At 59.3% G+C, this 24863-nt stretch carries 25 protein-coding genes; 11 read left to right on the top strand and 14 right to left on the bottom strand.

Going from position 1 to position 24863, the window contains the following annotated elements; translation table 11 throughout:
• Window positions 1-98 precede the first annotated feature (98 nt).
• The gene (locus tag ACM6I7_RS21790; protein ID WP_414889258.1) at window positions 99-428 is read left to right on the top strand and encodes a hypothetical protein; all 330 of its coding nucleotides are present in this window, start codon (window positions 99-101) and stop codon (window positions 426-428) included.
• A 24-nt stretch (window positions 429-452) separates the two neighbouring features.
• On the opposite strand, the gene ACM6I7_RS21785 is transcribed toward ACM6I7_RS21790, so the two are convergent.
• Window positions 453-1202 carry a hypothetical protein gene (locus ACM6I7_RS21785; protein ID WP_414889256.1) on the bottom strand — a complete coding sequence of 250 codons (750 nt, stop codon included), beginning with the start codon at window positions 1200-1202 and terminating at the stop codon, window positions 453-455.
• A gap of 119 nt (window positions 1203-1321) precedes the next feature.
• Here ACM6I7_RS21785 and ACM6I7_RS21780 point away from each other — a divergent pair, with 119 nt between their 5' ends.
• The 4 genes from ACM6I7_RS21780 (at window position 1322) to ACM6I7_RS21765 (ending at window position 4946) form a co-directional block, all read left to right on the top strand.
• Window positions 1322-1696, top strand: coding sequence for a hypothetical protein (locus ACM6I7_RS21780; protein ID WP_266273552.1), 375 nt, complete (start codon window positions 1322-1324; stop codon window positions 1694-1696).
• Window positions 1697-1806: 110 nt separating this feature from the next.
• Entirely contained in the window at window positions 1807-2538 is a 732-nt protein-coding gene (locus ACM6I7_RS21775; RefSeq protein WP_414889255.1) for a hypothetical protein, read from the top strand.
• A 72-nt stretch (window positions 2539-2610) separates the two neighbouring features.
• The gene (locus tag ACM6I7_RS21770; RefSeq protein ID WP_414889254.1) at window positions 2611-4530 is read left to right on the top strand and encodes an alkaline phosphatase D family protein; all 1920 of its coding nucleotides are present in this window, start codon (window positions 2611-2613) and stop codon (window positions 4528-4530) included.
• A gap of 32 nt (window positions 4531-4562) precedes the next feature.
• Window positions 4563-4946, top strand: a complete 384-nt coding sequence (locus ACM6I7_RS21765; protein ID WP_097086172.1) for a hypothetical protein — start codon at window positions 4563-4565, stop codon at window positions 4944-4946.
• A 237-nt stretch (window positions 4947-5183) separates the two neighbouring features.
• On the opposite strand, the gene ACM6I7_RS21760 is transcribed toward ACM6I7_RS21765, so the two are convergent.
• On the bottom strand, window positions 5184-6356 hold the full coding sequence (locus ACM6I7_RS21760; protein WP_027612152.1) for an aspartate aminotransferase family protein: 1173 nt from the start codon (window positions 6354-6356) through the stop codon (window positions 5184-5186).
• A 102-nt stretch (window positions 6357-6458) separates the two neighbouring features.
• On the opposite strand from ACM6I7_RS21760, the gene ACM6I7_RS21755 reads away from it, so the two are divergent.
• On the top strand, window positions 6459-7364 hold the full coding sequence (locus ACM6I7_RS21755) for a LysR family transcriptional regulator (protein ID WP_097086174.1): 906 nt from the start codon (window positions 6459-6461) through the stop codon (window positions 7362-7364).
• Between the two features lie 53 nt (window positions 7365-7417).
• Window positions 7418-7822, top strand: coding sequence for a GNAT family N-acetyltransferase (locus ACM6I7_RS21750; protein ID WP_097086175.1), 405 nt, complete (start codon window positions 7418-7420; stop codon window positions 7820-7822).
• An 11-nt stretch (window positions 7823-7833) separates the two neighbouring features.
• Here the strand turns inward: ACM6I7_RS21750 and msrA are convergent, their stop codons facing one another.
• The 3 genes from msrA to msrB are packed head-to-tail and all read right to left on the bottom strand — an operon-like array spanning window position 7834 to window position 10891.
• Entirely contained in the window at window positions 7834-8538 is a 705-nt protein-coding gene (gene msrA, locus ACM6I7_RS21745; protein WP_097086177.1) for a peptide-methionine (S)-S-oxide reductase MsrA, read from the bottom strand.
• Window positions 8539-8553: 15 nt separating this feature from the next.
• The gene (locus ACM6I7_RS21740; RefSeq protein ID WP_414889253.1) at window positions 8554-10329 is read right to left on the bottom strand and encodes a cytochrome c biogenesis protein DipZ; all 1776 of its coding nucleotides are present in this window, start codon (window positions 10327-10329) and stop codon (window positions 8554-8556) included.
• A gap of 43 nt (window positions 10330-10372) precedes the next feature.
• Window positions 10373-10891, bottom strand: a complete 519-nt coding sequence (gene msrB, locus ACM6I7_RS21735) for a peptide-methionine (R)-S-oxide reductase MsrB (protein ID WP_096795498.1) — start codon at window positions 10889-10891, stop codon at window positions 10373-10375.
• A 151-nt stretch (window positions 10892-11042) separates the two neighbouring features.
• On the opposite strand from msrB, the gene ACM6I7_RS21730 reads away from it, so the two are divergent.
• From ACM6I7_RS21730 to ACM6I7_RS21720, 3 genes are all read left to right on the top strand, one after another.
• Complete coding sequence (locus ACM6I7_RS21730; RefSeq protein ID WP_027612158.1) at window positions 11043-11753, top strand: response regulator transcription factor; 711 nt, start codon at window positions 11043-11045, stop codon at window positions 11751-11753.
• Window positions 11750-13270, top strand: coding sequence for a sensor histidine kinase (locus ACM6I7_RS21725; RefSeq protein ID WP_414889252.1), 1521 nt, complete (start codon window positions 11750-11752; stop codon window positions 13268-13270). The genes ACM6I7_RS21730 and ACM6I7_RS21725 overlap by 4 nt, the downstream gene beginning before the upstream one ends.
• A 119-nt stretch (window positions 13271-13389) precedes the next feature.
• Complete coding sequence (locus ACM6I7_RS21720) at window positions 13390-14091, top strand: hypothetical protein (RefSeq protein ID WP_027612160.1); 702 nt, start codon at window positions 13390-13392, stop codon at window positions 14089-14091.
• Window positions 14092-14158: 67 nt separating this feature from the next.
• On the opposite strand, the gene ACM6I7_RS21715 is transcribed toward ACM6I7_RS21720, so the two are convergent.
• The 9 genes from ACM6I7_RS21715 to hmpA form a co-directional block, all read right to left on the bottom strand.
• Window positions 14159-14650, bottom strand: coding sequence for a RidA family protein (locus ACM6I7_RS21715; protein ID WP_097086183.1), 492 nt, complete (start codon window positions 14648-14650; stop codon window positions 14159-14161).
• Between the two features lie 311 nt (window positions 14651-14961).
• Complete coding sequence (cyoE, locus tag ACM6I7_RS21710; RefSeq protein WP_003227980.1) at window positions 14962-15849, bottom strand: heme o synthase; 888 nt, start codon at window positions 15847-15849, stop codon at window positions 14962-14964.
• Window positions 15850-15859: 10 nt separating this feature from the next.
• Window positions 15860-16195: a cytochrome o ubiquinol oxidase subunit IV gene (gene cyoD, locus ACM6I7_RS21705; RefSeq protein WP_003227981.1), complete on the bottom strand. Its 336-nt coding sequence runs from the start codon at window positions 16193-16195 to the stop codon at window positions 15860-15862.
• Window positions 16195-16818 (bottom strand): cytochrome o ubiquinol oxidase subunit III, encoded by a 624-nt coding sequence (gene cyoC, locus ACM6I7_RS21700; RefSeq protein WP_003227982.1) that lies wholly within the window; start codon window positions 16816-16818, stop codon window positions 16195-16197. Before cyoC ends, cyoD begins: the two co-directional genes overlap by 1 nt.
• Window positions 16819-16821: 3 nt before the next feature.
• On the bottom strand, window positions 16822-18849 hold the full coding sequence (gene cyoB, locus ACM6I7_RS21695; RefSeq protein ID WP_007968380.1) for a cytochrome o ubiquinol oxidase subunit I: 2028 nt from the start codon (window positions 18847-18849) through the stop codon (window positions 16822-16824).
• A 3-nt stretch (window positions 18850-18852) separates the two neighbouring features.
• Window positions 18853-19794, bottom strand: a complete 942-nt coding sequence (gene cyoA, locus ACM6I7_RS21690) for a ubiquinol oxidase subunit II (RefSeq protein WP_027612162.1) — start codon at window positions 19792-19794, stop codon at window positions 18853-18855.
• Window positions 19795-20619: 825 nt separating this feature from the next.
• Window positions 20620-21129, bottom strand: coding sequence for a disulfide bond formation protein B (locus ACM6I7_RS21685; RefSeq protein ID WP_414889251.1), 510 nt, complete (start codon window positions 21127-21129; stop codon window positions 20620-20622).
• 25 nt (window positions 21130-21154) lie between these two features.
• The gene (locus ACM6I7_RS21680) at window positions 21155-21715 is read right to left on the bottom strand and encodes an ester cyclase (protein WP_097086185.1); all 561 of its coding nucleotides are present in this window, start codon (window positions 21713-21715) and stop codon (window positions 21155-21157) included.
• Window positions 21716-21933: 218 nt separating this feature from the next.
• Window positions 21934-23115 carry an NO-inducible flavohemoprotein gene (hmpA, locus tag ACM6I7_RS21675; RefSeq protein WP_414889250.1) on the bottom strand — a complete coding sequence of 394 codons (1182 nt, stop codon included), beginning with the start codon at window positions 23113-23115 and terminating at the stop codon, window positions 21934-21936.
• A 162-nt stretch (window positions 23116-23277) separates the two neighbouring features.
• On the opposite strand from hmpA, the gene norR reads away from it, so the two are divergent.
• A complete protein-coding gene (gene norR / locus ACM6I7_RS21670; protein WP_414889249.1) occupies window positions 23278-24831 on the top strand; it encodes a nitric oxide reductase transcriptional regulator NorR in 1554 nt (517 codons plus the stop codon).
• Window positions 24832-24863: the final 32 nt, after the last annotated feature.

Below are 24863 nucleotides of genomic sequence, written 5' to 3'. Positions count from 1 at the left end.
ATAATCACGCCCGCCCGCACGCGGTCTGCCGCCCGTAGCGGCTTTCGTTGGTCGTTCCGACTTTCAAGACTCATGCTTAAGGACCTCCAAGGCCAACCATGGAAAAGTCACTGGAAACCGTCGCCCTGTTCTCTCTCAAACTCGCTTACGAGGAGGAAGGCCTGAGCCCGATTCTGCGGGATGACATGATCATGGGTGACTATCAGAAAGACGTTTTCGAACTGCTGGTGCGCCGGGGTGATGTCGAGACCATCCAGTTCAAGATGAACGAGTGCCTGGGCTTGGCGATGGATGCGTTGGGCGGCGTCGAGAAACCGCTGGGGCGGGAGCTGCACAAGCTGTCAGCCGATTTCAGTCAGGCGCAGTCGCTGGAGCAGCTTGATCAACCGCTCCTCGCGCTCAAGGGTTATCTGAAAGACATTCTTTGATCAGTTGCTTCACGCGCTGACCTTTCAGCGTCGAGCCTTCAAAACCCGAATATCCGTGGGAAATCCATCCGCCCCCACAATCTTCTTCCAGCCCACATACTGAAACTCGCCCCGCTCATCGATGTAATCGCCCTTCTCCACCGACCGGCCACCGACGATCGCCACGCGTTTTTCCTCGCCACAGCCGCCATCCGACGGGCGCACGGTGTAGATGACGTACGGCTTCACATATTGCGTGGCGCGGAAGTGTTGGCCGCAGATTTCGTCGACGGTGATGAGCATGGTTTTCAGGCGGGCTTCGCCGTCCATGTCTTCGTGCAGTTTGAGGAAGGAGATTTCGCCGACGTCGCTGTAGCCGAGTGAACGGGCGCGTTTGTATTCGGGGGAGTTCTGGTGGGCGATGCGGCCTTGTTCGGCGGCCTGGTTCATTCTGGCGGCGAACTCGGCATTGCCTTGCGCAATGGTTGCTTCGGCCTGGGCGGCGACGTTTTCGCATTGCGCGAATTCGCGGGAGCCGAGGTATTGGGGCGTCAGGTTCGAGCGGCGCTGGTTCATGCTCCGCAGGCTGTTGTCGAGGTCGCCGATCACCTCATAGGCGCTGGGTACGCGACCGCTCTGGACGTCGGCGATTTTCTCCTGCATTCGCTGGCAGTTGGCGAGGTAATACTCCCAGCTGCTTTCCGGGGGCTCCTTCCACTCGGCGAATGCCGGGGTAATGACAGCGGCGCACGTGATTGCACAGAGCAAGCGCAGAACAGAAGCGGCTTTTGGCATGAGTAGTCCATTACGGGAATCAAGAAAGTGGCGCGACGCTACTATTTTGCTATCGTGCCGTCCACTGTCGGCAAGGTGCCGAGCGTTTGTACGGTGACGGGTTTCGAAGGATGGATACGATGGATGTTGTGTTTTTCTTTATCGCCTGGATAGGCATGTGGGTCTGGGTCGTCAGGCAGCGTGGTGCGTGGAATCTGCTACTCGCCAATGTGTTGGGTGCGACCAGCGGCATGATTGTCGGCCTGGTGGTTTCGCAGCTTTGTGTCGGTCTGTTCGGCTCTAGCCGGCCACCGGTCCCGGGGGTCATGGGATCGCTTCTGGAAATGCTGGCGACTGCCGCGGCGCTGACCGGCGTATGGATGCTGGTGGCCCGTCGCTCGCAGGTCGAACACCCTGTCGCGCGTCAGCTACTGGCCGGCCTTTGCGGCGTTGTGGCCGGCATAACGGCGATCATGTTTTTTGTTCAGATCAATCCGCCCAATCTCGGCATGTGAATGTCTTCGTGGCGTCAGACCTCTATTTTGATATCTTGCCGTCCATCTTCAGCACTCACCGCCAGTGAGTGCTGTTTTGCAGGCTATTGAAGGGTTAAGGAAAGGATCGAATGGAGTTTCTGAGTTTTCTGGCATTTATCGCCGCCTGGGGTTTGATGTGGCGCTGGGTGGTGAAAAACCGCGGCAGCTGGAATCTGTTTTACGGCAACATCGTTGGCGCGGCGGGCGGTTTTATCGTCGGCATGGTGGTGCTGTCGATCTTCCTGTCGTTGTTCCCGTCGGCGCATAAAGCCGAAAAGGCGCCAGTCGAAGACGTGATCGCACAGAACGATGTCACCACCAGTCTGTTGCCCGAAGCCGAGTCGGATTCAACGTCCGCGGTGCTGGAAAACGCGCCGGGCTTTGCCGCGATCGAGCCGGATAACCAACCTTCTCCGCCGGATTCCGCACTGCTGCCGAATTACGCCAGCCGGGCACCGAAATCGATATCGGAAAAAACCGTCCTGGATCAGAGCGACGCGCAGGGCCGTAAAACGCTCACCGCGCTGCGCGACAAGCTTGGGCAAAATGCCGACAGCGATAAATCGATGCTCGCGTATGTCATGTGCGGCACGCTGGTCACCAGCACGCTGCGCTTCCCGGCGTCGGAACGCTTCGCCGACAGTTCTGCCATTGTCACCAAGCGCTTCAAAGATCAGGTCTACACCCTCAGCAACAAGGTCACCGCGCGCAACATGAACGGCGATGACGTCACTTATCGCTTCGACTGCTCGGTGCAGGAGCAATCCGCGTCCGCCGAATGGCGACTGCTGGCGCTGAAGCTGCAGAAGGCTGACTCTTAAGCCTCGTTTAAGGGTTCAAGGCGCCGGCTGCGCTATCATCGCCAGCCTGTGCGTCTTGAGCTTTGCCCCTGAATGTCCCCGATACCTGCTGACCTGAATCCGCTGCCTCCCGTTTTGGCCGGCCCGCTGCTGCGACGGCTGGAACCAACGCGAGTGGTGCTGTGGTTGGTCGGTACGCGTCAACTGTCGCTGACCTTGCGCCTGCAAGGTGTAGGAGACATCTCTCTCGATGCCGGGAAGTGCATGGTCATTCCTGTAGGCCGTCATGCGTTCGTTCATTTGATTGACGTTGTGCTCGACAGCGCCCTGCCCTGTGAGACCGTGGTGGGTTACGACTTGCTGATCGATGGCCAGCAGCGAATTGCCGACTGGGCACCACATCTGGTGTATGGCGATGCTACTTGCCCGAACTTCGTCGTGCGCTCACGGATCGATCAATTGCTCCACGGCTCCTGCCGCAAACCACATCATCCGGCGGCAGACGGTCTGCTGTGCGTCGATCAACTGCTGTCTGGCGAAACCGATCCGCAACAACGCCCAGCGCTGCTGATGATGAGCGGCGACCAGGTTTACGCCGACGATGTGGCCGGCCCGATGCTGCGGGCGATTCATGCGTTGATCGAGCGCCTCGGTCTGTTCGACGAACACCTCGAAGGCGCGGTGGTCAGCGACAGCGCCAAACTCTACGAACACCCGGCCAGCTACTACCACCGTGCGGATCTGTTACCGGCGCTGGAGAGCAACGAGACCTTGCGCGAGCGATTTTTCGGCGGTGCGCGCAAGCCGATTTTCACCAGCAGCAGCGCCGACAATCATCTGGTCACGTTCGCCGAAGTGATGGCGATGTACTTGCTGGTGTGGTCGCCGGTTGCCTGGACGCTGATCAATCCTGCTGTTCCGTCCCTGACGCCTGAACGCTTGAAGCGCTACACCCTGGAGCAAACCCGCATTGATGGCTTCAAGGCCGGTTTGGGCAACGTCGCCCGAGCCTTGGCGCACCTGCCGAGCCTGATGATTTTCGACGATCACGACATCACCGATGACTGGAATCTTTCCGCGCAATGGGAGGAAACCGCCTACGGCCATCCGTTCTCCAAACGCATCATCGGCAACGCCTTGATTGCGTACATGTTGTGCCAGGGTTGGGGCAATAATCCGGATGCGTTCAAGGATGTGCTGGAGAACACACGACGTCTGAGCGCCAGCGGTAACGATCGTTATCTCGACAGCCCGGTGCAGGACGCGCTGATCGATGACTTGCTGCGCTTTCAGCATTGGCATTTCGTGCTGCCGAGCAGCCCGGCGCTGGTAGTGCTCGACACCCGCACCCGGCGCTGGCGCAGCGAGATGGCACTCAAGCAACCCTCCGGTTTACTGGACTGGGAAGCGCTGAGCGAACTGCAGCAGGAACTGCTTGATCATCCGTCAGCAATCATCGTTTCACCGGCGCCGATCTTCGGCGTGAAGCTGATTGAAACCGTGCAGAAGGTTTTCAGCTGGTGCGGTTATCCGCTGCTGGTCGACGCGGAAAACTGGATGGCTCATCGCGGCGCCGCGCAGGTGATCCTGAACATTTTCCGACACACCCGCACACCCGGAAACTACGTGGTGCTGTCCGGCGATGTGCATTATTCCTTCGTCTACGAAGTGCTTATCCGACACCGCAAGGCCGGGCCACGGATCTGGCAGATCACCAGCAGCGGGATCAAGAACGAGTTCCCGAAAACCCTGCTGGAATGGTTTGACCGCCTCAACCGCTGGCTCTACTCGCCGCGCTCGCCGTTGAACTGGTTCACCAAACGCCGACGCATGCGCATCATGCCCTATACCCCGGAACATGCCGAAGCGGGTGAACGGCTGTGGAATTCAGCCGGGATCGGCCAGGTGTTTTTCAATGCGCAGGGACAGCCGAGCGAGATCATTCAGCACAATTCGAACGGGGCGGTGAAGACGCGGATGCTGGCGCCGGAGTTGGGGGATTATCCTGATTGATATGGTTTCCTTTTGCCCATAGTGAGATTGCAATGACGATACCTTCGCGATTACTTATCACCCGCGACAGCGTACATGCCGGCGATGATTGCGAGGCTCCCCATGCGCGCTGGATCAACCTGCAAGTGAGTGAAACCCTGGAGGATGCCCTGCGCCTACTACTCCACAATGGTTATCTGCCAAGCATTGCTGGTGGATGTGCGACCTGGATCGTACGCGGCCCTCAGGCCCTAGCTGTAGTTGCCCAACAATGGCGGGAGCCGCGTTTTCTGGTCGACGCCCAGTCGACACTGGTCAATTTGGAAGAGTTGAGATTTGTATATTGGTGCCAGGTAGATCCAGAGATTGTTTTCGACTGCCTGCTAACAGGCGCCGAACTTCCTGACAGATACAGCGGATTTAAGACGTCAAAGTAGTCGGAAGGGGATTACAGTTTTTAAGGAAACATCTCTGGAATCGCTGGTTCATACTCTGCCTCCCTTACACAGGAAGCAGAGCCATGCGAAAAAGAAAGCCAGACCCTTTAGAAATCGATACAACGACTTACCTTTTAAGCTCCCCGGCCAATGCTAGAAGGCTGCTGAGATCTATCGCAGAAATGCACGATGGAATTCGTGCAAATACGGACGCCTCTTCGTTCAATTTCGTGCCTCTCAGTCAGTTGAGACCGCCAGCCCCACACCTCTGACAATCATCCCCACCTCCCGCTCATCAATCGTCAGCGGCGGCAACAGCCGTATCGTCTTGCCACGCGTCACGTTGATCAGCAATCCATGATCCCGCGCCGCAATCAGCGTCAGATCGCGAATCGGCTGTTTCAACTCGATGCCGATCATCAAGCCCTGCCCGCGAATCGCCAACACATTGGGGTTGTCTGCCAGTTCGGCGCGCAGGCGGGTCAACAGGCGCTCACCCTGCACCCGGACATTTTCCAGCAAGCCCTGTTCTTCGATGATATCCAGCACCGTGCAACCGACCCGGCAGGCCAGCGGGTTGCCGCCGAAGGTGCTGCCATGGCTGCCGGGAGTGAACAGGTCCGCCGCTCTGCCCCGTGCCAGGCAGGCGCCGATCGGCACACCGTTGCCGAGGCCTTTGGCCAGGGTCATGACGTCCGGCACGATACCTTCATGCTGGAACGCAAACCACTGACCGGTGCGGCCGATGCCGGTCTGGATTTCGTCGAGCATCAGCAGCCAGGCGCGCCGATTGCACACTTCCCGCAGAGCTTTGAGGTAGCCGGGCGGCGCCAGTTGCACGCCGCTTTCGCCCTGGATCGGCTCGACCAGAATCGCCACGATGCGCTCGCCATGCTTTTGCTGCAGTTGATCCAGCGCCGCCAGATCACCGAAAGGCACTTTGACGAAATCCCCCGGCAGATCATTGAAGCCCAGCCGCACCGCTGGGCCATCACTCGCCGACAACGTGCCGAGCGTGCGGCCATGAAATGCGTTGGCCATGACCACCACCAGCGGCTGTCCGATACCTTTGCTCCAGCCGTACAAGCGCGCAAGTTTCAGTGCGGTTTCGTTAGCCTCAGCACCCGAGTTATTGAAGAACGCGCGATCCATGCCCGACAGCTCAGTCAGCCGTTTGGCCAGTTGCTGCTGCCAGTCGATGCTGTACAGATTGGAGGTGTGCAGCAGCATTCCGGCCTGCTCACTGATGGCCGCGACGATCCGTGGGTGCGAGTGCCCGACATTGGTCACCGCAACCCCGGCGACAGCATCCAGGTATTCACGACCGGCCTGATCCCACAGGCGAGTGCCCAGACCTCTGGTAAAACTCAGAGCCAGCGATTGGTAGGTGTTCATCAGGGCGGCGGTCATGACTTCAAACTCCAGTGAAGGTCGGTGTGTTTGCAGTATGGTTAGCCACCAGAACTGGATAAACTCGGTAAAACTTCATTCATTTAAAAGCTGAACTTGATAATGGACCTGTTGCAGGCAATGAGCGTGTACGTGAAGGTCGTGGAAGCCGGGAGCATGACGGCAGCTGCGTTGCAGTGCGAAATGTCCACGACCATGGTCGGAAATCACCTCCGCGCACTGGAGCAACGGCTCGGCGTACAGTTGCTGCAGCGCACCACCCGCCGGCAGCGACTGACCGAGTTCGGTAGCGTTTACTACCAGCGCTGTCTGGATGTTTTGGGCTTGGTGGCCGACTCCGAACGCCTCGCCGAACAGGCCCTTGATGAACCACGTGGTCTGCTACGCATCACCGCGCCGCTGACTTTTGGCGTCGAACGCCTGGCCCCGGCGCTCAGCGAGTTTTCCCTGCAATACCCGCAGGTGAAAATGGATGTGGTGCTGACCAACCGCCGTCCGGACCTGCTGGAAAGTGGCCTCGACGTAGCGTTTCGGCTGGGGCATTTCGAGCAGTCGAACCTGATCGCCCGGCCGCTGATCGACTACACCCTGACCGTATGCGCCTCCCCGGCGTACGTCGCGCGACGCGGCATGCCGATCACCCCGGAAGACCTGCAGCAACACGACTGCCTGTCGTTCGCCTACCCTGCCGGCGATGACTGGCAATCGGTGGAAAAACGCTGGCGCCTCAGCGGCCCGGACGGCGAGATTCTGGTCGACGTCAGCGGCCCGATGCTGATGAACACCTCGGCCGGCCTGCATCAGGCAGCGCGCACCGGCATGGGCATCGTGATGCTACCGGATGCGCTGGTGGAACAGGACCTTCGCGACGGCAAACTGGTGACGGTGATCCCCGATTACCAGCCCCCGAGCCGCCCTTTGCATCTGTTGTACGCGCCGGATCGTTATCGTTTGCCGAAGCTACGGCGCTTCGTCGAGTTCGCGATGAAAACCTGGGGCAGATCCTGACTCAATTGCTATCGACTACGCTCCGGTGATTGCCGACAAGGATGCTGCTATCGATGAGAAACGACCTTACCGTACGCGATCTGTTGCCCGACGAAGTGGAGCCAGTTCGGCTGTTTCTCGGCCTACATGGCTGGGGACACCGAACAGGCTCCGGCGACTACTTCGCCCAACTCATCGAAAACTCGCAACGCACTGCGGTCGCGCTGAGCGGCGAACAAATCATCGGTTTCGCACGAGGCATCACCGATGGTTTGTCCAACGGTTATCTGTCGATGGTCGTGGTTGATGGCCAGCATCGGCGCGCCGGCGTCGGGCGCGCACTGGTCGAGCATGTCATGGGGGACAACCCCGAGATCACTTGGGTACTGCGCGCCGGGCGCGAAGGTGCGGAGGCGTTTTTTGCCAGTTTGGGGTTTGAAACATCGGTAATTGCCATGGAGCGCCCAAGGCTCAAGTAACACGTGAGAAATCAACTCCCGCTTTTCACCAACACCGGTTTCTCCTGATAACGCTGCGCAAACAACTGCTTCAACTGCGCCACCTTGGGCATGTCGTTGATCACGATGTACGGATAGCTTGGGTGTTCGGTGAGGAAATCCTGGTGATAGTCCTCCGCCGGGTAAAAGCCGTTGTAGGTTTCCAGTTGGGTGACGATCGGTTTGCTGTAGGCATGCGCCGCGTCGAGTTGGGCGATGTAGGCCTGGGCCACCCGTTGTTGATCGGCATTGACCGGGAACAGCGCCGAGCGATATTGCGTGCCGCTGTCCGGCCCTTGGCGGTTGAGTTCGGTCGGGTTGTGGGCCACCGAAAAGTAGATCTGCAGCAGGCTGCCGTAGCTGACTTGCGTCGGATCGAAGGTGACTTGCACTGACTCGGCATGACCGGTATCACCTTCACTGACCCGCTCATATTCCGCCGTGTTCGCCGTACCTCCGGCATAACCGGAGACGGCTTTCTGCACACCTCTGACGTGTTGGAAAACCCCTTGCACGCCCCAGAAACAACCACCGGCGAACACCGCGGTTTCACTGTGCGCCTGAGTGGTTTCGTCGAGGGCTGGCGGCGGGATGACCACCGCGTCCTCTGCACCGAAAGAGAACGCCGAGCACTGACCGATCACACCGGCCATGGCGACGCCGAGCAGTGCACGGCGCCAGTTGTTTTGAGCTTTCATGTTGCGCACTCCCGATCAGCCGAAGGTGAAGGCGTAAGCCGATACGCCCGGGTCAAGAAATTCGATGGTGAAGGTCCGGTCCTTCACCTCGTCGGTTTGCCGTACCAGTTGATACAGGCGCTGCTCGGTTACGCGGCCGCTGCCGTCCGGGGCGACATCCACACCGTGGGCATCGCCCGGCGCCCGACCGTCAATCAACACTTTGAAGCGCACCGGTTTGCCATCCGCGTTCGGACCCAGGACCAGATGCAGGTCGCGGGCGTGGAAGCGATAGACGATGCGACTGGCCGGCGCACTGGCGGTGGCGCGCTCGGCGCCGACAGCCCACTGGCCGCCAAGGCTCCAGTCATTCAAAGTCAGGTTGGCCGGTGGGTTATAGGTCGCGACCTTGTCAGGCACCAGGCTGGTTTGCGGTACGAAATGTTCCGCACGCTGGTAGCCAACATAGGTTTCCGGCGACAGCACCTGATTCATGTCCGGCGCCTGTTGCACGCCTTGGGCGTCAGCGTTGATCAAGCCGTCGGCGACGGTTTTCGCCCCGGCCTCACGCAGCAACTGCTGTATGACCCGTTCCGATTCGGCGTAATCCCCTTCGCCAAAATGGTGGTAACGAATCCGTCCTTGAGCATCGGCAAAATAATGCGCCGGCCAGTATTCGTTGTTGAAAGCACGCCAGATTTTGTAGCCGTTATCGATGGCGACCGGATAGTTGATACCCAGCTCCTTCATGGCTTTAGTGACATTGCCGACATCGCGCTCGAAAGCGAATTCCGGGGCGTGCACGCCAATCACTACCAGGCCTTGATCGCGGTACTTTTCCGCCCAGGCTTTGACGTATGGCAAGGTGCGCAGGCAGTTGATGCAGGAGTAGGTCCAGAAATCCACCAGCACCACTTTGCCCTTCAATGCCTGGGCGTCCAGCGGTGGCGAATTGAGCCATTGCACGGCGCCATTGAGCGGCGGCAACTGGCCTTCAACCGGTAGTGTTCCAGGTGCCTTGTCGGCAACTTTCATCGCCCCGCCGGCAGCAGGAATCTGCGCCATCATGGTTCCGTTGCCCGTCGGCGATTTGCTGGACAGCTTGCCGACCAGCGCCTGTTCAATCCCGCCCGTGGAAGCCGTCGACAGCCGCGCCAACAGCCCGGTGTCGAGGCCCAGCGCAATCGCTGCGACACCCGCCAGCATCGCCGCCCCCAACCCGCGCCGGATCCACTCCCCCGTACCGATCGAGCGTTTCATCAACGCAAAGACCTTACTGCCCAGCAGCAGCGCCGCCGCCAGTGAAGTCGCGGCGCCCGCCGCGTAGGCGAGCAACAACAGCGTGGTGGCGATGCTTGCCCCTTGCAGCGCGGCTCCGGTCAGAATCAAACCGAGGATGGGCCCGGCGCACGGTGCCCAGAGCAGACCCGTGGCGACGCCAATCAGAAACGAGGCGCCGGGACGCGGACGATTGTCCTGGCCCGCGGCTTCGGACAACCGACTGCCGGCCGAGACCAGCGGTCGCGTCAGGCGCTCGGCGAGGCCCGGCAGCAGCAGCGTCAGCCCGAACAGTGCAACGAACAGCAACGCGAGCCAGCGCCCGTACTGATTGACTTGCACCACCCAACCGCCGCCCACCGCCGCCAGTGTGGCGACGAGGGCGAAAGTCAGCGCCATCCCGGCCAAGAGCGGCAAGCCACTCTTGATAAACGGCTGCCCGGTGCGAGCGAAGACAAAAGGCAGAACAGGCAGGATGCACGGACTGACGATCGTCAGCACACCGCCCAGATAAGCGAGAACCAAGAGCCACATGGTGTCGTCCTGTAGAAAGTGAACATCGAAAAATGGCCATGGCTCATGCCGCCACGGGTTTGAACGTCATCGCCAGGCCATTCATGCAATAGCGCAGGCCGGTGGGTTTCGGGCCGTCGTCGAACACATGTCCCAAGTGCCCGCCGCAGCGTCGGCAGTGCACTTCATTGCGTGACATGCCGAACGATCGGTCCTGACGCGTGGCCACCGCATGTTCCAACGGTGCCCAGAAACTCGGCCAGCCCGTGCGGCTGTCGAACTTGGTCGCCGATGAAAACAGCGCCAGATCACAACCCGCGCAGGCGAATGTGCCGTTGCGATGCTCGTCGTTGAGCGGGCTGGTATAGGCCCGTTCGGTGCCTTCTTCGCGCAGGATGGCGTACTGCTCGTCCGAGAGCAGCGAGTGCCATTCACTGTCGCTGTGGCTCACCTCGAAAACCTCATCGGCATGGGCTTGCTCGATCAGTGCGGAGCCCGAGGAAAATTTTGGCAATACACCCGCCACCAGAGCTGCAACCCCCAGCCCGCCGCTCGCTACGAGAATCTGTCGCCGTGAAAACATGGCCGTCTCCAAAAATTCCAGGTGCCTGTCATGGAACACAGCCTAGGCTTGGGTTGATCGCCAAATCCTCACGGGAAGTTAACGAATTCGTGATAACTCGCCCCGAGGAAAACCCGCACAATGCGCTCACTGCGCCGAAGGATTGAGCTTGATGGAATTAACCAGACGCATCCTCGTGGTCGAGGATGACCAACACATCGCCGATTTGATTTGCCTGCACCTGCGCGATGAGCATTACGACGTCGTGCACTGTGCAGACGGCGACGAAGGCATGCGCCTGTTGCAACAGGGACAATGGGATGCACTGATCCTCGACCTGATGTTGCCGGGGGTCGACGGCCTGGAAATCTGCCGCCGCGCCCGGGCGATGGCGCGCTATACGCCGATCATCATCACCAGCGCCCGCTCCAGCGAATTGCACCGCATTCTGGGTCTGGAGCTGGGTGCCGACGATTACCTTGCCAAACCGTTTTCAATGCTGGAACTGGTGGCTCGGGTCAAAGCCTTGCTGCGCCGGGTCGACGCCATGGCGCGCAACCTGAAAATGGACGCCGGCAGCCTCAGTCTCGATGGTTTGAGCATCGACCCGATCACCCGCGACGTCGCCCTCAACGGTGCGCGTCTGGACCTCACTCCGCGAGAGTTCGACTTGCTGTATTTCTTCGCCCGACAGCCGGGCAAGGTGTTCTCACGCATGGACCTGCTGAACGCGGTGTGGGGCTACAGCCACGAGGGTTATGAACACACGGTGAACACGCACATCAATCGCCTGCGGGCGAAAATCGAAAGCGATCCGGCGCAACCGACACGCATCCTCACTGTGTGGGGTCGCGGCTATAAATTCGGCACGGAACAACCATGAGACTGAACCTGTCGCAGCGCCTGTCGCTGGTGTTCGCCGTTTTGCTGCTGGTGTGCTGCGGCACCTCGGCATGGCTGCAGGTGCGCTCCAGCAAGATGCATGAACTGGAAGTGGTGCAAGGCCTGTCGCGGGAACTGGCACAGCACATCGCCCATGACACGGTGCTGATGGACAGCCATGGCCTGATGCCCGGCGCCGTGCGCGAACTGTTCAGCAAGCTGATGCTGGTCAACCCGAGTGTCGAGGTGTACCTGCTCGACATCGAGGGGCGGATTGTCGGCAATGCGGCACCGGAAGGACATCTGCGCCGGGAGACGGTCGATCTGGCGCCGATCCGCCGGCTGCTCGATGACCAGCCGTTGCCTATTCTCGGCGATGACCCGCGCAGTGCCGACGGGCGCAAGGTCTTCAGTGCCGCGCCGTTACGGGTCAACGGCAAGCCCGCCGGTTATCTGTACGTGGTGTTGCTCAGTGAAGAACACGATCGCTTCGCTGAACGGGGCGCGACCAGTGCTGCACTCAATACGGCGTTGCTGTCGATCGGGCTGGTGGCGCTGTTGTGCCTGATCGCGGGTCTCACGGCGTTCAACCTGATCACCCGGCCACTGCGCCGATTGACCGAAACCGTCAGCCGGTTCGACATTGATGGCGCGCCGCAACCTCTGCCTGCACCTTCAGTGGCTGTGGATAAAAGCGCTGACCCGGATGAAATCGCCGTACTCGATGGCGCCTTCCGGCAGATGCAAAACCGACTGGGTGAACAGTGGCGCTCGTTGACCCGCCAGGATCAGGAGCGCCGCGAACTGGTGGCGAACATTTCTCACGACCTGCGCACACCGCTGGCCTCGTTGCACGGCTATCTGGAAACCCTGACGCTCAAGGACGCCACACTCACCGCCGAAGAACGCCGCCGGTATCTGGGCATCGCGCTGGATCAGAGCCGCAAGGTCGGCGGGTTGGCGCAATCGCTGCTGGAGCTGGTACGTCTGGAGCACGGTTTCGTGCAGCCGGTACTGGAGCGCTTCTCGCTGATCGATCTGCTGCAGGACATCTTCCAGAAATTCGAACTGGCCGCCGAAGCACGCCACGTCGAACTCAAGGCCAGCTTCGGTCCGAACCTGCCGACGGTGTGCGCCGACCTTGGGTTGATCGAACGGGTGCTGACCAACCTGGTGGATAACGCCTTGCGCCACACGCCTGCGGGCGGTGAAATCGAGCTGGATTTGAAACCCCTGGGCGCCTTGGTCGAAGTCACGGTCAGCGACACCGGCCCCGGCATCGCTCCGGATCTGCGCGAAGGTCTGTTCCTGCGTCCTTTCAATATTGGCGGCGCGCGGCGTGACGGTGGACTGGGCCTGCGGATCGTCCACCGCATCCTGCAACTGCACGGGCGTGAGATTCAGTTGATCGATGTCGCCGGGCGCGGGGCGACTTTCCGCTTCACGCTGCCGACCGATCAGCAAACCGCTGAACAGTGGATGGTGCGCTCGATGAACCTGAACACGCCAGACAAATAATCCGCACCACCGGACTGTTGTTCCGTGACAACGCCGCCCCGCTCCCCTAAATTAACCGGCCTGAAAAAGACCTCGCGCTTTCTCGTTTCCACTCAAGTTAAAAAAGTAGTGAAATTTCAATGTCCGATTTCAACACCGCTGAATCCGTAGTCACCGAATCGTCCAAAGCGGAATACGAAAACTCCATCAATCTTTCACAACACCTTCCACAAGCCAAAATCATCAGCGAGATGGTGCTGGATGCTTTCCAGTCGACCCGCGAAAGTGACCAGATCCGCGAGCTGCGCGCCGCGATCCGTCAGGCGCACGACAGCTTCGATGACGACAAGGCCTACGAGCTGATGGGCCAGCTCAAGGCGCTGAAAGACGCCGAGGCCGCCGACCTCGCCGCCCTCGAAGACCTGAGCAGCAAGTTCTCGATCGGCCGCATCCTGTCCTGCTTCAAGGACGATCCGGCGTTCCAGGAAATCGTTTACGGCCTCGCGCTCAAAGTGCTGAATCAGACCCACCAGGCGATCAGCAATCCGAGTGGCGGCAAGGGCAAGGCTGCCAAGAAGAAAGAACTGGAAATCTTCACCATCAGCAAGGACGGCAGCAGCGTGACCCTGCCGCTGCGCACGCCGCGTTCGCGTCTGAACGTTGACCGTGAAGCGCTGGAGTTCCTCGGTTTCACCTTCATCGGTGAAGGCGAAGAAGCCGAGTTGGAGGGCGAGACCTTCATCGACAACGCCGGCACCGAACACGCGATCAACCGCAAGAACATTATCACCGCCCTGCAACAGCAAACCGCGTTCGATGGTTACAGCATCGCCGCGCAGTAATCCCGGCACCGACAAAAAAGCCCCGCTCTGAGATTCAGGCGGGGCTTTTTGTTGGGCGGCATAACGGTCAGACTTCCGGCTGCACCGCCGCGATCATGTCGACTTCAACCGCGGCGTTCTTTGGCAACTGATAGACACCGACCGTAGTGCGAGTGTGCCGGCCGGCATCGCCGAGCACATGGCTGAATACATCCGATGCACCGTTGGCCACTTCGCTCAGGTCTACGAAGTCCGGGGTCGACTTCACATACACCGTGACCCGCAACAACGCCCGAATCTTGTCCAGCGAACCCACCGCATCGACAATCAGCGCCAGGCAGCGCATGGCACTGATGCTCGCGGCAGCCTGGGCGTCCTTGAGGGTCAACTCCAACCCCACGCGACCGGGATACAGAATCCTGCCATTGACCCGCGGCACCATGCCGCTGATGTACAACTCATCGCGATGACGGATCAGCGGCGCATAATTGCCGCCGGCGGTGTTCTCGCCATAGATGTCGTAGTTCAGCTCTTGTGCCAGGGCAATGAAGCGTTCGTCGCAGGTCATCCTCTCAGTCATTTCGCCCAGCCTTTTGATCAGTGCATGAAGAATCGCGGAGTGGAACAGTTGAGCGCCGAGGAAGTGGCATGGCGCTATCACTGAAGACTGGATCCAAATCTAGGTGGTTTGCCAGTACTGCGCAACCTTCGAAATCGGTGGCGCACGCCATCGCGAGCAGGCTCGCTCCCACATTTGATTGGCGTCGTTCACAAATCCCCTGTGGGAGCGAGCCTGCTCGCGATGGTGTCACCTCGATTCAGCATAATTTTCCCAACAAAAAACCCCGCACATCTCTCAATGTGCGGGGTTTTTCGTTAAGCCATCCAGCCTTACGGCGCGTACGTCAGCAGCAGCTCGGCCGGCACCTTGAAGTCCAGGGACATCATGACGCTCAGGGCGGTGATGGTGAAGATCGAGAACACGAACAGCTTGCGTGCCCAGACCGTGTCATCCACCGCCTTGTAGCCGGTCCAGGCCATGTACAACCAGTACATGCCCATGGCCGCGGCGACGGCGAGGTAGCTCATGCCGGCGTAACCGCTGAAGGTCAGCATCAAGGTCGCCACGAGGAACGCCAGGATGTAGAGCAGGATGTGCTTCTTGGCCACTTCGATTCCGCGCTTGACGGGCAGCACCGGAATCGATGCGGCCAGGTAGTCGTTGAAACGGAAGATCGCGATGGCGTAGGAATGCGGCATCTGCCACAGGCTGAACATCACCAGCAGGGTCAGTGCGGCCATGTCGAAGCTGTTGGTTACGGCAACGTAACCGATCACTGGCGGCATGGCGCCCGACAGACTGCCCACCAGCGTGCCGTGCACCGACTTGCGCTTGAGGTACAGGCTGTAGAAGCCGACGTAGATGATGAAGCCGATTACCGCGAACAGGGCGGCCAACGGGTTGGCCACCTTGTACAACAAGGCAACGCCGAGAACACCCAGGATGGTCGCGTAGACCAGGGCCAGTTTCAGGGAGATCAAGCCCTGCACCAGCACCCGGTTCTTGGTGCGTTCCATCTTCAGGTCGATGTCGCGGTCGATGCAGTTGTTGAACACGCAACCGGAGGCCACAACCAGGGATGTGCCGATCATGGCGGCCAGGAACACCGCCAGATCTACATGCCCTTTCGAGGCCAGGAAGAACCCGCCTGCCACAGAAAGCACGTTACCGAAAATGATCCCCGGTTTGGTGATTTGGATAAAGTGCTTGAGCGACATCGGGTCTACCTCACTTCGCCATCATGTACGTGTGGATGCTGAACATGATCCACAGCGACAGGCCAACCAGCAGCAGGATCACGATGGCCGTAAAGACAAACGCGATCACGTTGTTACGTTGTGCAATCGAACGGTCCAGGTGCAGGAAGTAGTACAGGTGAACAATCACCTGGATTACCGCGAACAGCAGGACGATTGCCAGCGTGGTCGACTTCGGCAAGGTCGGGAACATCACCAGGCCGAACGGGATGGCAGTCAGGATCACCGACAGGATGAAGCCGATGGCGTACGACTTTACGCTGCCGTGGCCAGCATCATGGCTGTCATGGGAGTGTGCATTAGCCATTACAGAGTCCCCATCAGGTAAACAACGGTGAATACGCAGATCCACACCACGTCCAGGAAGTGCCAGAACAGGCTCAGGCAGCTCAGACGGGTCTTGTTGGTCGCCGTCAGGCCGTGCTTGTTGACCTGGTACATCATGATGCCCATCCAGATCAGACCCGCGGACACGTGCAGACCGTGGGTACCGACCAGGGTGAAGAACGCCGACAGGAAGCCCGAACGGCTAGGACCGAAGCCCTCGGAGATCAGCAGGTGGAACTCGTTGATCTCCATGGCGATGAAGCCTGCGCCGAGCAGGAAGGTCATGAACAACCAGCCCAGAACCTGCTGCTTCTTGCCTTTGTACAACGCCAGCATGGCGAAGCCGTAGGTGATCGAACTGAACAACAGCAGAGCGGTTTCGCCCAGCACGTATGGCAGTTCGAAAATGTCGTGGCCCGACGGGCCACCGGCAACGTTGTTTACCAGTACTGCGTACACCGCGAAGATCGACGCAAACAGAATGCAGTCGGTCATCAGGTAGAGCCAGAAACCGTATACGGTCATCTCGCCCGAGTCGTGGTGATGGTCATCGTGCCCATGGTCACCATGGGCGTGTCCAACATTGGTCACTAAGTTCGACATGGTTTAAGCCTGTTCCAACGAGGTTACACGGGTGGCATTGGCCGGGATTTTCCCTGCCGCGACCAGACGCTTGTGCTGCTCGGCTTCGATGCGCTCGATCGTTTCAACCGGAACCATGTAGCCCTGGTCGTCACGTGCGGCGTGGATCACGAAGTAGATGACAGTGCCGGCCAGGCTGGCGATCGCCAACCACCAGATGTGCCAGATCATCGCGAAACCGAAGACGGTCAGCAGTGCGCCCATCACCACGCCAGTGGCGGTGTTGTTCGGCATGTGGATCGGCTCGTACTTGGCCGGAGCCTGGTACGCAGTACCGTTTTCCTTGGCTTCGGTGAACGGGTCGATGCAGTCAGCCTTAGGCAGCACAGCGAAGTTGTAGAACGGAGGTGGCGACGAGGTCGACCATTCCAGAGTGTGGGCATTCCACGGGTCACCGTGTTCGCACATGTTCTCTGGCTTGTTGCGGTCACGCACACTGACGTACAGCTGGATCAGTTGGCAGGCGATACCGACAGCGATCATCACCGCACCGAACATGGCAACGTACAGGTACGGTACCCACTCAGGGTTGGTGGTGGCGTTCAGACGACGGGTCATGCCCATGAAGCCCAGTGCATAGAGCGGCATGAACGCGACGAAGAAGCCCGAGATCCAGAACCAGAACGCTGCTTTACCCCAGCCTTCGTGCAGCTTGAAGCCGAACGCTTTCGGGAAGTAGAAGCCGAAACCTGCGATGTAGCCGAATACCGCGCCGCCGATGATCACGTTGTGGAAGTGCGCGATCACGAACAGGCTGTTGTGCAGAACGAAGTCAGCACCCGGGATGGCCAGCAGTACGCCGGTCATGCCGCCGATGGCGAAGGTCACCATGAAGCCCAGGGTCCACAGAACCTGGCTGGTGAAGCGCAGACGGCCCTGGTAGATGGTGAACAGCCAGTTGAACAGTTTCACACCCGTCGGGATGGAAATCAGCATCGTCGCCAGACCGAAGAAGGCGTTGACGCTGGCACCCGAACCCATGGTGAAGAAGTGGTGCAGCCAAACCATGAAGCCCAGTACCGAGATCGCGCCCGAAGCGTAGATCATCGAGTGGTGGCCGAACAGTTTCTTGCCGGTGAACGCCGAGATCACTTCCGAGAAGATGCCGAATGCCGGCAGGATCAGGATGTAAACCTCAGGGTGGCCCCAGGCCCAGAACAGGTTGACGTACATCATTGGATTGCCACCAAGTTCATTGGTGAAAATGTGGAAATCCATGTAACGGTCGAGGGTCAGCAGTGCCAGGGTAGCGGTCAGGATCGGGAACGAAGCCACGATCAGGACGTTAGCCCAGGTGCAGGTCCAGGTGAAGATCGGCATGTCCATCAGTTTCATGCCAGGGGTACGCATTTTCAGCACGGTGGCGAGGAAGTTGACCCCCGTCAGCGTCGTACCTAACCCGGATAGCTGTAGCGCCCAGATGTAGTAGTCCATCCCCACGCCAGGGCTGTACTGCAGACCCGACAGCGGCGGATAGGCAACCCAACCGGTCTTGGCGAATTCGCCGACACCCAGCGACAGGTTGATCAGCACCACGCCGGACACCAGCAGCCAGAAGCTCAGGGAGTTCAGGAACGGGAAGGCAACGTCACGCGCGCCGATCTGCAGCGGCACTGCAAGGTTCATCAGGCCGGTGAAGAATGGCATCGCCATGAAGATGATCATGATCACACCGTGAGCGGTGAAGATCTGGTCATAGTGTTCAGGCGGCAGGTAGCCAGGCGAACCCTCGGTGGCCATGGCCAACTGGGTACGCATCATGATGGCGTCGGCAAAGCCACGCAGCAGCATGACCATGGCAACGATGATGTACATCACACCGATTTTCTTGTGGTCGACCGACGTCAGCCACTCGGTCCACAAGTAGGTCCACTTCTTGAAGTAGGTGATTGCAGCGAACAACGCCAGACCACCGAGCGCGATCATCGAGATGGTGACCATCACGATCGGCTCGTGGAAAGGGATCGCTTCCCAACTTAATTTACCAAACATCGTTTACTCCTCTGCCCCGGCAGCTGAATGCGAATTCGAGTCCATGTCCGTTGCCGCCACTTCTTTCTCTTTCTTCTCGTGCTTCAGCGGCTTGCCCGGTTTCATGCCTTCGTACTTGTCGACGATGGTCTGGAACAGGTTCGGCGTGACCGAGGAGTAGAGCTCGACTGGATTGTTCTGGCTTGGCTTGGCAAGGGCTGCGTATTCAGCTTGTTCAAGCTGTTTAGGTGCCTTTTTGACTTCACTTACCCAGGCGTCGAAATCTTCCTGAGAAGTTGCGATCGCTTTGAATTTCATACCGGTGAAACCAGCGCCGCTGTAGTTGGCGGAGATACCGTCCATTTCAGCGTTGCGGTCAGCGATCAGGTGCAGCTTGGTGGTCATGCCCGCCATCGCGTAGATCTGGCCGCCCAGGCCCGGGATGAAAAACGAGTTCATCACGGCGTCGGAGGTGATCCGGAAGTTGACCGGGGTGTGCGCCGGGAACACGATCTTGTTGACCGTGGCAATGCCTTGTTCCGGGTAGATGAACAGCCACTTCCAGTCCAGCGCAACGACTTCGATGGTCACCGGCTTGACGTCGGATTCAATCGGACGGTACGGGTCCAGTTTGTGGGTCGAAATGTAGGTGATGTAACCCAGGGCGATGATGATCAGAACCGGGATGGTCCAGACCGCCACTTCGATTTTGGTCGAGTGCGACCATTTCGGGGTGTAGACGGCATCCTTGTTGGACGCGCGGTACTTCCAGGCGAACAGGAAGGTCATGACGATAACCGGCACAACGACCAACAGCATCAGCAGCGTGGCGGTGATGATCAGGTTGCGCTGTTCCAGGCCGACCTGGCCCGTTGGATTGAGCAGGGTCATGTTGCAGCCTCCCAGCAACAACGTGCCGAGCAGCGGCACTAGGCCTAGTAATCTGGGGTACCTGTTTTTACTCATCTCACGACCTCTAAAGCAGCTTGCGCAATGCAGTTGGGTTTTGATCGCCAACACTTCACCCTGCCAAGGGTTGGCATTTTCTTTGGATTGAATAAGGGCCGCCCGTCGCGCGTCAGACGCTCGACAAAACCATGGACAGCGGTCAGTTCTTATTCGAATTCGTGGTCAAAGGCCTTGTTACAGACCAATTCCATTTGGTGCGGAAAGTTGGAAGGCACCGACACCTGGGTGTCGCAAAAGCCTTTCGGCCCGCTCGACACCCGACTTCCTGTCCAGTTCCTTAATAAAGGCTGAACAGTGCCGGGAATTCAGTGCGGGCGATTGTAGATAGGTAGCGCCCTATACACCATGTCTTATCCCGAAATAATTTTTATCGCTCAGAGCAACAATCCATCACCGTTTTTGCAAAAGTTCCGCATGTTATCGAAATCGATTCTCAACAAAAACACCAAAAAATGTAGGCCTATACACCTCAGTTCAGACAGCTCCGAAGGGATTTTCCCGGCAGCGAATCGGCGCAAAGCCCGATATTCAAAGGCCTCTGGCCATCTGCCAGAGCCTGTTAAAACTGCCTGATCTGGCACCTGCGTGCAAAACCAGAAAAATGCCGAAACAGACCAATCCTTTTTTGTAACATTACGCCAATCCGGGTCGCCGAAAGCCCCTGCGACAGGGCGCGTGTGACAACATGTCGCACACCTGCCGCACTCTCCATTGCCGTTCGTCACGGTGATTTCACAAACACTCTGAAATGCAAAACGCCCCGATCGGCTGATACGCAAATCGGGGCGTTTTCTGTATCGGCCAATCTGCCGAAGAGTTGATTCAGCGCAGTGCTTTTCGGTTACGCGAGGTCAGCAGCGGCACCAGAATCACCACCAGCACGAACGCCACCAGCGCCCATTGCGCCAACGACAGACCGAGGATCGGCGGGTACGGCGTCGAGCAGAAACCATCGACCTGGAAGCCCAGCGGGAAGATCTTCGCCAGCGGCAGGTCGTCGACAATCGGCTGCAACACATCGATGCCGCAGCTCACCGCCGGATAGAACTGGGTGTACACATGATGTCCGGCGACACCAGCACCGGCGATCGCGCAGATCACCACCAGCACTTCGAACACCGTCATGCTGCGGCGGGTGCGCATGGCCGCGCCGATAAAGGCGAACAGCGCAATCAGCAGCAATGCATAACGCTGCAGGATGCACAGCGGGCATGGTGCCTCACCCAGCACGATCTGCATGTACAGCGCGCCGCCGATCAGTGCCAGACAGATGATGCCCAGCAGCACCAGAAAGCGCCGCTCACGTCCCAGTCGAATCGTTTCCTCGCTCATCGCGTTTCCCTTGTATGTCCATGGTTCAGCTGGCTGGCGGCTGCGCTTGCAGTTGCGCCATCAGACTGATGTTGTCTTCGATATGCCAATTGGCCGCGATGCGACCGTTGTCGATCTGATAGATATCGGTTGCTCGGAAGTCTACACGCTGGCCCTGCCCTTTGAGAGCCTTGAACGTCCCACTGAAGTGTCCGCGAAAGTGCAGATGCACCACCACGCGGTCACCGGCAATGATCATTTGCTCGATCTCGCAGCTCAGGTCCGGCACCGCCGTACGAAAGAACTTCGATGCCAGCAACGGCCCGGTCGGCCCCTGCACCCGACCTTCAGGCGGGGTCTTGTCGACAAACTGCGGCGACAAGGCTGCCGTGGCCAGGGCCTCTTCTCCACTGTTCCAGAAACTGCCGTAACGCCGCGCCGCCAACTCCATTGCATCGCGCTGAGCCTTGGGCAGGCTCTGATCGACGACCAGGGTCTGTGGTGCGATCAACGCCGATTCGGCCGAAGCAAACGGACTGGCCAGCAAAGCAGCCGACAGGCCAAGCATTGCCAGGTTCAGACGAGAGGAGAAGATGATGTGCGACATGGGGGCGATCCTGATCAGTTAAACGAACGAGCGCCTATCATCAGCATCGGGGAATAAACGATAAACCGGTTAAGAAACGATTAACCTTTAAACAGAATTTAAGAATCGAGACCGCGTAACGGCCTTCGCGAGCAGGCTCGCTCCCACATTGAATCTACGTTGAACACAAATCCTGTGGGAGCGAGCCTGCTCGCGAATGAAGACAACCCGGTTTCAGATCACTCCAAAGCCGCCGCCGGCCCGAAGAACTCATACCGGCTCTGCTGCTCCGGCACGCCCAACGCTTTCAGATGCCGCTTGATCGCGCCCATGAAGCCCTTCGGCCCCAAGAAGTAAGCGTCGACGTCACGTTGCGCCGGCAGCCATTCACCCAATTGCTCTTGGCTGAGGATCCCGACCTTGTCCGCCGCCGGGCTCACGCCGTCGTCTTCGGCGTAGCAATAGAAGCGCTTGAGCTGCGGATGACGCGCCGCCAGCCCATCGATCCAGTCGCGGAACGCATGCACGCTGCCGTTGCGCGCGCAGTGGATAAAGTGCACCGGGCGCTCGGTTTGCAGCGCTGCTTCGAGCATCGCCAGAGTCGGGGTAATGCCGACGCCACCACTGATCAGCACCAACGGCTTGTCGCTGGCAGTCAGGGTGAACTCGCCCGATGGCGGGAACAGCTGAATGCTCGCGCCGATGTGCAATTGGTCATGCAAGTGGTTGGACGCACGACCGCCCGGTTCGCGTTTGACGCTGATGCGGTACTGACCTTTATTGGCCAGTGCCGACAGCGAGTAATTGCGGCGGATTTCTTCGCCATCAAGGATCAGCTTCATGCCAATGTACTGACCCGGTTCTGCGGCCAGGATCGGGCCTTTGTCCGCCGGCTCGAAGTAGAACGAAATGATTTCCGCGCTCTCCTCGACCTTGTCCACCACGATGAAATCCCGCGCCCCACGCCAGCCGCCGACTGCCTGTTCTTTCTGGTCGTAGATCGCGGCTTCAGCACCGATCAGAATCTCGGCCAGTTGCCCGTACGCCGCGCCCCACGCGCTCATCACTTCCGGCGTGGCGATCTCGTCGCCGAGCACTTCGGAAATGGCCCGCAGCAGGCAGGTGCCGACAATCGGGTAGTGCTCCGGGAGGATTTGCAGGGCGACGTGCTTGTTGATGATCTTCGCCACCAAATCGCCCAACTGGTCGAGCTGATCGATGTGCCGGGCGTACATCAACACACCATTGGCCAACGCGCGCGGCTGATCGCCACTGGCCTGATGCGCCTGGTTGAACAGTGGGCGCACCTCAGGGTATTCGGAGAGCATCATGCGGTAGAAGTGGGTGATCAGCGCTTCTCCGCCGCTTTCCAACAGAGGCACAGTGGATTTGACGATGGCACGATCCTGGACGCTAAGCATAAGAATGACTCCTGAGCTTTTTGAGAATTACCTTAGGCTTATCAGTTTTCGTGCCAGATAAATTATCGTTATAAATCAATTGTTTATTTTTTACGTAGTCATTTAGACTCAAAGCGTTTTATAGTCATCGCGACTACATCGAGTCTCTTTGACTACAACACCATGACCGCCAAATCCCTGCTCACCGCTCTACTGCCACTGGTCTCCGACCTGTCCCGCGAACTGCCCGAGGGCGAGCGCTATCGGCGCCTGCTCGAAGCCATGCGCGCCCTGCTGCCGTGCGATGCCGCCGCGTTGCTGCGCCTGGACGGCGAATGGCTGGTGCCGCTGGCGGTGGATGGTTTGAGCACCGACACCCTCGGCCGGCGCTTCAAGGTCAGCGAACATCCCCGTTTCGAGATCCTGCTGGACGGCGCCGGGCCAACGCGGTTCGCCGCCGACAGCGACTTGCCCGATCCTTACGACGGCTTGGTCGATGGTCTGGGCGAACATCTCGAAGTGCATGACTGCCTCGGTTGCCCACTGTTCGTCGATGAAAAACTCTGGGGCCTGATCACCCTTGATGCGCTCGATCCGGAGCGTTTCGAGCCGATCGAACTCGACGCCTTGCAAGCGTTCGCCAGTCTCGCCTCGGCCACGGTCAACGCCGCCGAACGTATCGAACGCCTGGCGCTGCGTGCCGAAGACGAACACCAACGCGCCGAGGTCTACCGCCAGGCCAGCGGTCAGCAGCAGCGTGAAATGATCGGCCAGAGCAAGGCGCACAAACGGCTGGTGGAGGAAATCAATCTGGTCGGCGGCAGCGACCTGACCGTGCTGATCACCGGCGAAACCGGGGTCGGCAAGGAGCTGGTGGCGCAAGCGATCCACGCCGCCTCGCCGCGCGCCGACAAACCGATCATCAGCCTCAACTGCGCCGCTCTGCCCGATACGTTGGTCGAAAGCGAACTGTTCGGCCACGTGCGCGGCGCCTTTACCGGCGCCACCAGCGACCGCCGCGGCAAGTTCGAACTGGCCAATGGCGGCACGCTGTTTCTCGATGAAGTCGGCGAACTGTCGCTGACCGTACAGGCCAAGTTGCTGCGCGTGCTGCAAAGCGGCCAGTTGCAGCGGCTCGGCTCGGACAAGGAACATCAGGTCGATGTGCGCCTGATCGCCGCGACCAACCGCGATCTGGCTGAAGAAGTGCGCAGCGGCCGCTACCGCGCCGACTTCTATCACCGCCTGAGCGTGTACCCGCTGCGGGTCCCGGCGCTGCGCGATCGCGGCCGCGATGTGTTGCTGCTCAGCGGCTTCTTTCTGGAACAGAACCGCTCGCGCATGGGCCTCAACAGCCTGCGTTTGAGTAGCGATGCCCAGGACGCGTTGCTCGCCTACACTTGGCCGGGCAACGTGCGCGAGCTGGAACATTTGATCGGCCGCAGCGCACTGAAGGCGCTGGGCAATTGCAAGGTAAGGCCGAAGATCCTCAGTTTGAGTGCGGCGGATCTGGATCTGCCGCGGGAGGTTGTGGATAACTCAATTGAGCCGGCTGCCGAGGTGCCCGCGATGCCGTTGATCAACGGCGATCTGCGCAGCGCCACCGAGCAATATCAGCGGCAGTTGATCAGTGCTGCGCTTGAGCGTCATCAGGATAACTGGGCGAGTGCGGCGCGGGAGTTGGGCTTGGATCGGGCGAATCTTGGGCGGATGGCCAAGCGATTAGGCATGAAATAATCACTTCATCCAGTTTGAGTGAATTCCTTGTG

Origin of the sequence: Pseudomonas sp. IT-93MI4 (assembly GCF_949767635.1) — a bacterium.
GTDB classification, from domain to species: Bacteria; Pseudomonadota; Gammaproteobacteria; order Pseudomonadales; family Pseudomonadaceae; genus Aquipseudomonas; species Aquipseudomonas putida_A.
The sequence above is the reverse complement of the archived record's forward strand: the minus strand, read 5'-3'. Positions and strand labels throughout refer to the sequence as shown.

Coding starts and splice junctions, on each gene's coding strand:
- ACM6I7_RS21790 (WP_414889258.1), top strand. CDS start 99: ATGGAAAAGTCACTGGAAACCGTCGCCCTGTTCTCTCTCAAACTCGCT.
- ACM6I7_RS21785 (WP_414889256.1), bottom strand. CDS start 1,202: ATGCCAAAAGCCGCTTCTGTTCTGCGCTTGCTCTGTGCAATCACGTGC.
- ACM6I7_RS21780 (WP_266273552.1), top strand. CDS start 1,322: ATGGATGTTGTGTTTTTCTTTATCGCCTGGATAGGCATGTGGGTCTGG.
- ACM6I7_RS21775 (WP_414889255.1), top strand. CDS start 1,807: ATGGAGTTTCTGAGTTTTCTGGCATTTATCGCCGCCTGGGGTTTGATG.
- ACM6I7_RS21770 (WP_414889254.1), top strand. CDS start 2,611: ATGTCCCCGATACCTGCTGACCTGAATCCGCTGCCTCCCGTTTTGGCC.
- ACM6I7_RS21765 (WP_097086172.1), top strand. CDS start 4,563: ATGACGATACCTTCGCGATTACTTATCACCCGCGACAGCGTACATGCC.
- ACM6I7_RS21760 (WP_027612152.1), bottom strand. CDS start 6,356: ATGACCGCCGCCCTGATGAACACCTACCAATCGCTGGCTCTGAGTTTT.
- ACM6I7_RS21755 (WP_097086174.1), top strand. CDS start 6,459: ATGGACCTGTTGCAGGCAATGAGCGTGTACGTGAAGGTCGTGGAAGCC.
- ACM6I7_RS21750 (WP_097086175.1), top strand. CDS start 7,418: ATGAGAAACGACCTTACCGTACGCGATCTGTTGCCCGACGAAGTGGAG.
- msrA (WP_097086177.1), bottom strand. CDS start 8,538: ATGAAAGCTCAAAACAACTGGCGCCGTGCACTGCTCGGCGTCGCCATG.
- ACM6I7_RS21740 (WP_414889253.1), bottom strand. CDS start 10,329: ATGTGGCTCTTGGTTCTCGCTTATCTGGGCGGTGTGCTGACGATCGTC.
- msrB (WP_096795498.1), bottom strand. CDS start 10,891: ATGTTTTCACGGCGACAGATTCTCGTAGCGAGCGGCGGGCTGGGGGTT.
- ACM6I7_RS21730 (WP_027612158.1), top strand. CDS start 11,043: ATGGAATTAACCAGACGCATCCTCGTGGTCGAGGATGACCAACACATC.
- ACM6I7_RS21725 (WP_414889252.1), top strand. CDS start 11,750: ATGAGACTGAACCTGTCGCAGCGCCTGTCGCTGGTGTTCGCCGTTTTG.
- ACM6I7_RS21720 (WP_027612160.1), top strand. CDS start 13,390: ATGTCCGATTTCAACACCGCTGAATCCGTAGTCACCGAATCGTCCAAA.
- ACM6I7_RS21715 (WP_097086183.1), bottom strand. CDS start 14,650: ATGACTGAGAGGATGACCTGCGACGAACGCTTCATTGCCCTGGCACAA.
- cyoE (WP_003227980.1), bottom strand. CDS start 15,849: ATGTCGCTCAAGCACTTTATCCAAATCACCAAACCGGGGATCATTTTC.
- cyoD (WP_003227981.1), bottom strand. CDS start 16,195: ATGGCTAATGCACACTCCCATGACAGCCATGATGCTGGCCACGGCAGC.
- cyoC (WP_003227982.1), bottom strand. CDS start 16,818: ATGTCGAACTTAGTGACCAATGTTGGACACGCCCATGGTGACCATGGG.
- cyoB (WP_007968380.1), bottom strand. CDS start 18,849: ATGTTTGGTAAATTAAGTTGGGAAGCGATCCCTTTCCACGAGCCGATC.
- cyoA (WP_027612162.1), bottom strand. CDS start 19,794: ATGAGTAAAAACAGGTACCCCAGATTACTAGGCCTAGTGCCGCTGCTC.
- ACM6I7_RS21685 (WP_414889251.1), bottom strand. CDS start 21,129: ATGAGCGAGGAAACGATTCGACTGGGACGTGAGCGGCGCTTTCTGGTG.
- ACM6I7_RS21680 (WP_097086185.1), bottom strand. CDS start 21,715: ATGTCGCACATCATCTTCTCCTCTCGTCTGAACCTGGCAATGCTTGGC.
- hmpA (WP_414889250.1), bottom strand. CDS start 23,115: ATGCTTAGCGTCCAGGATCGTGCCATCGTCAAATCCACTGTGCCTCTG.
- norR (WP_414889249.1), top strand. CDS start 23,278: ATGACCGCCAAATCCCTGCTCACCGCTCTACTGCCACTGGTCTCCGAC.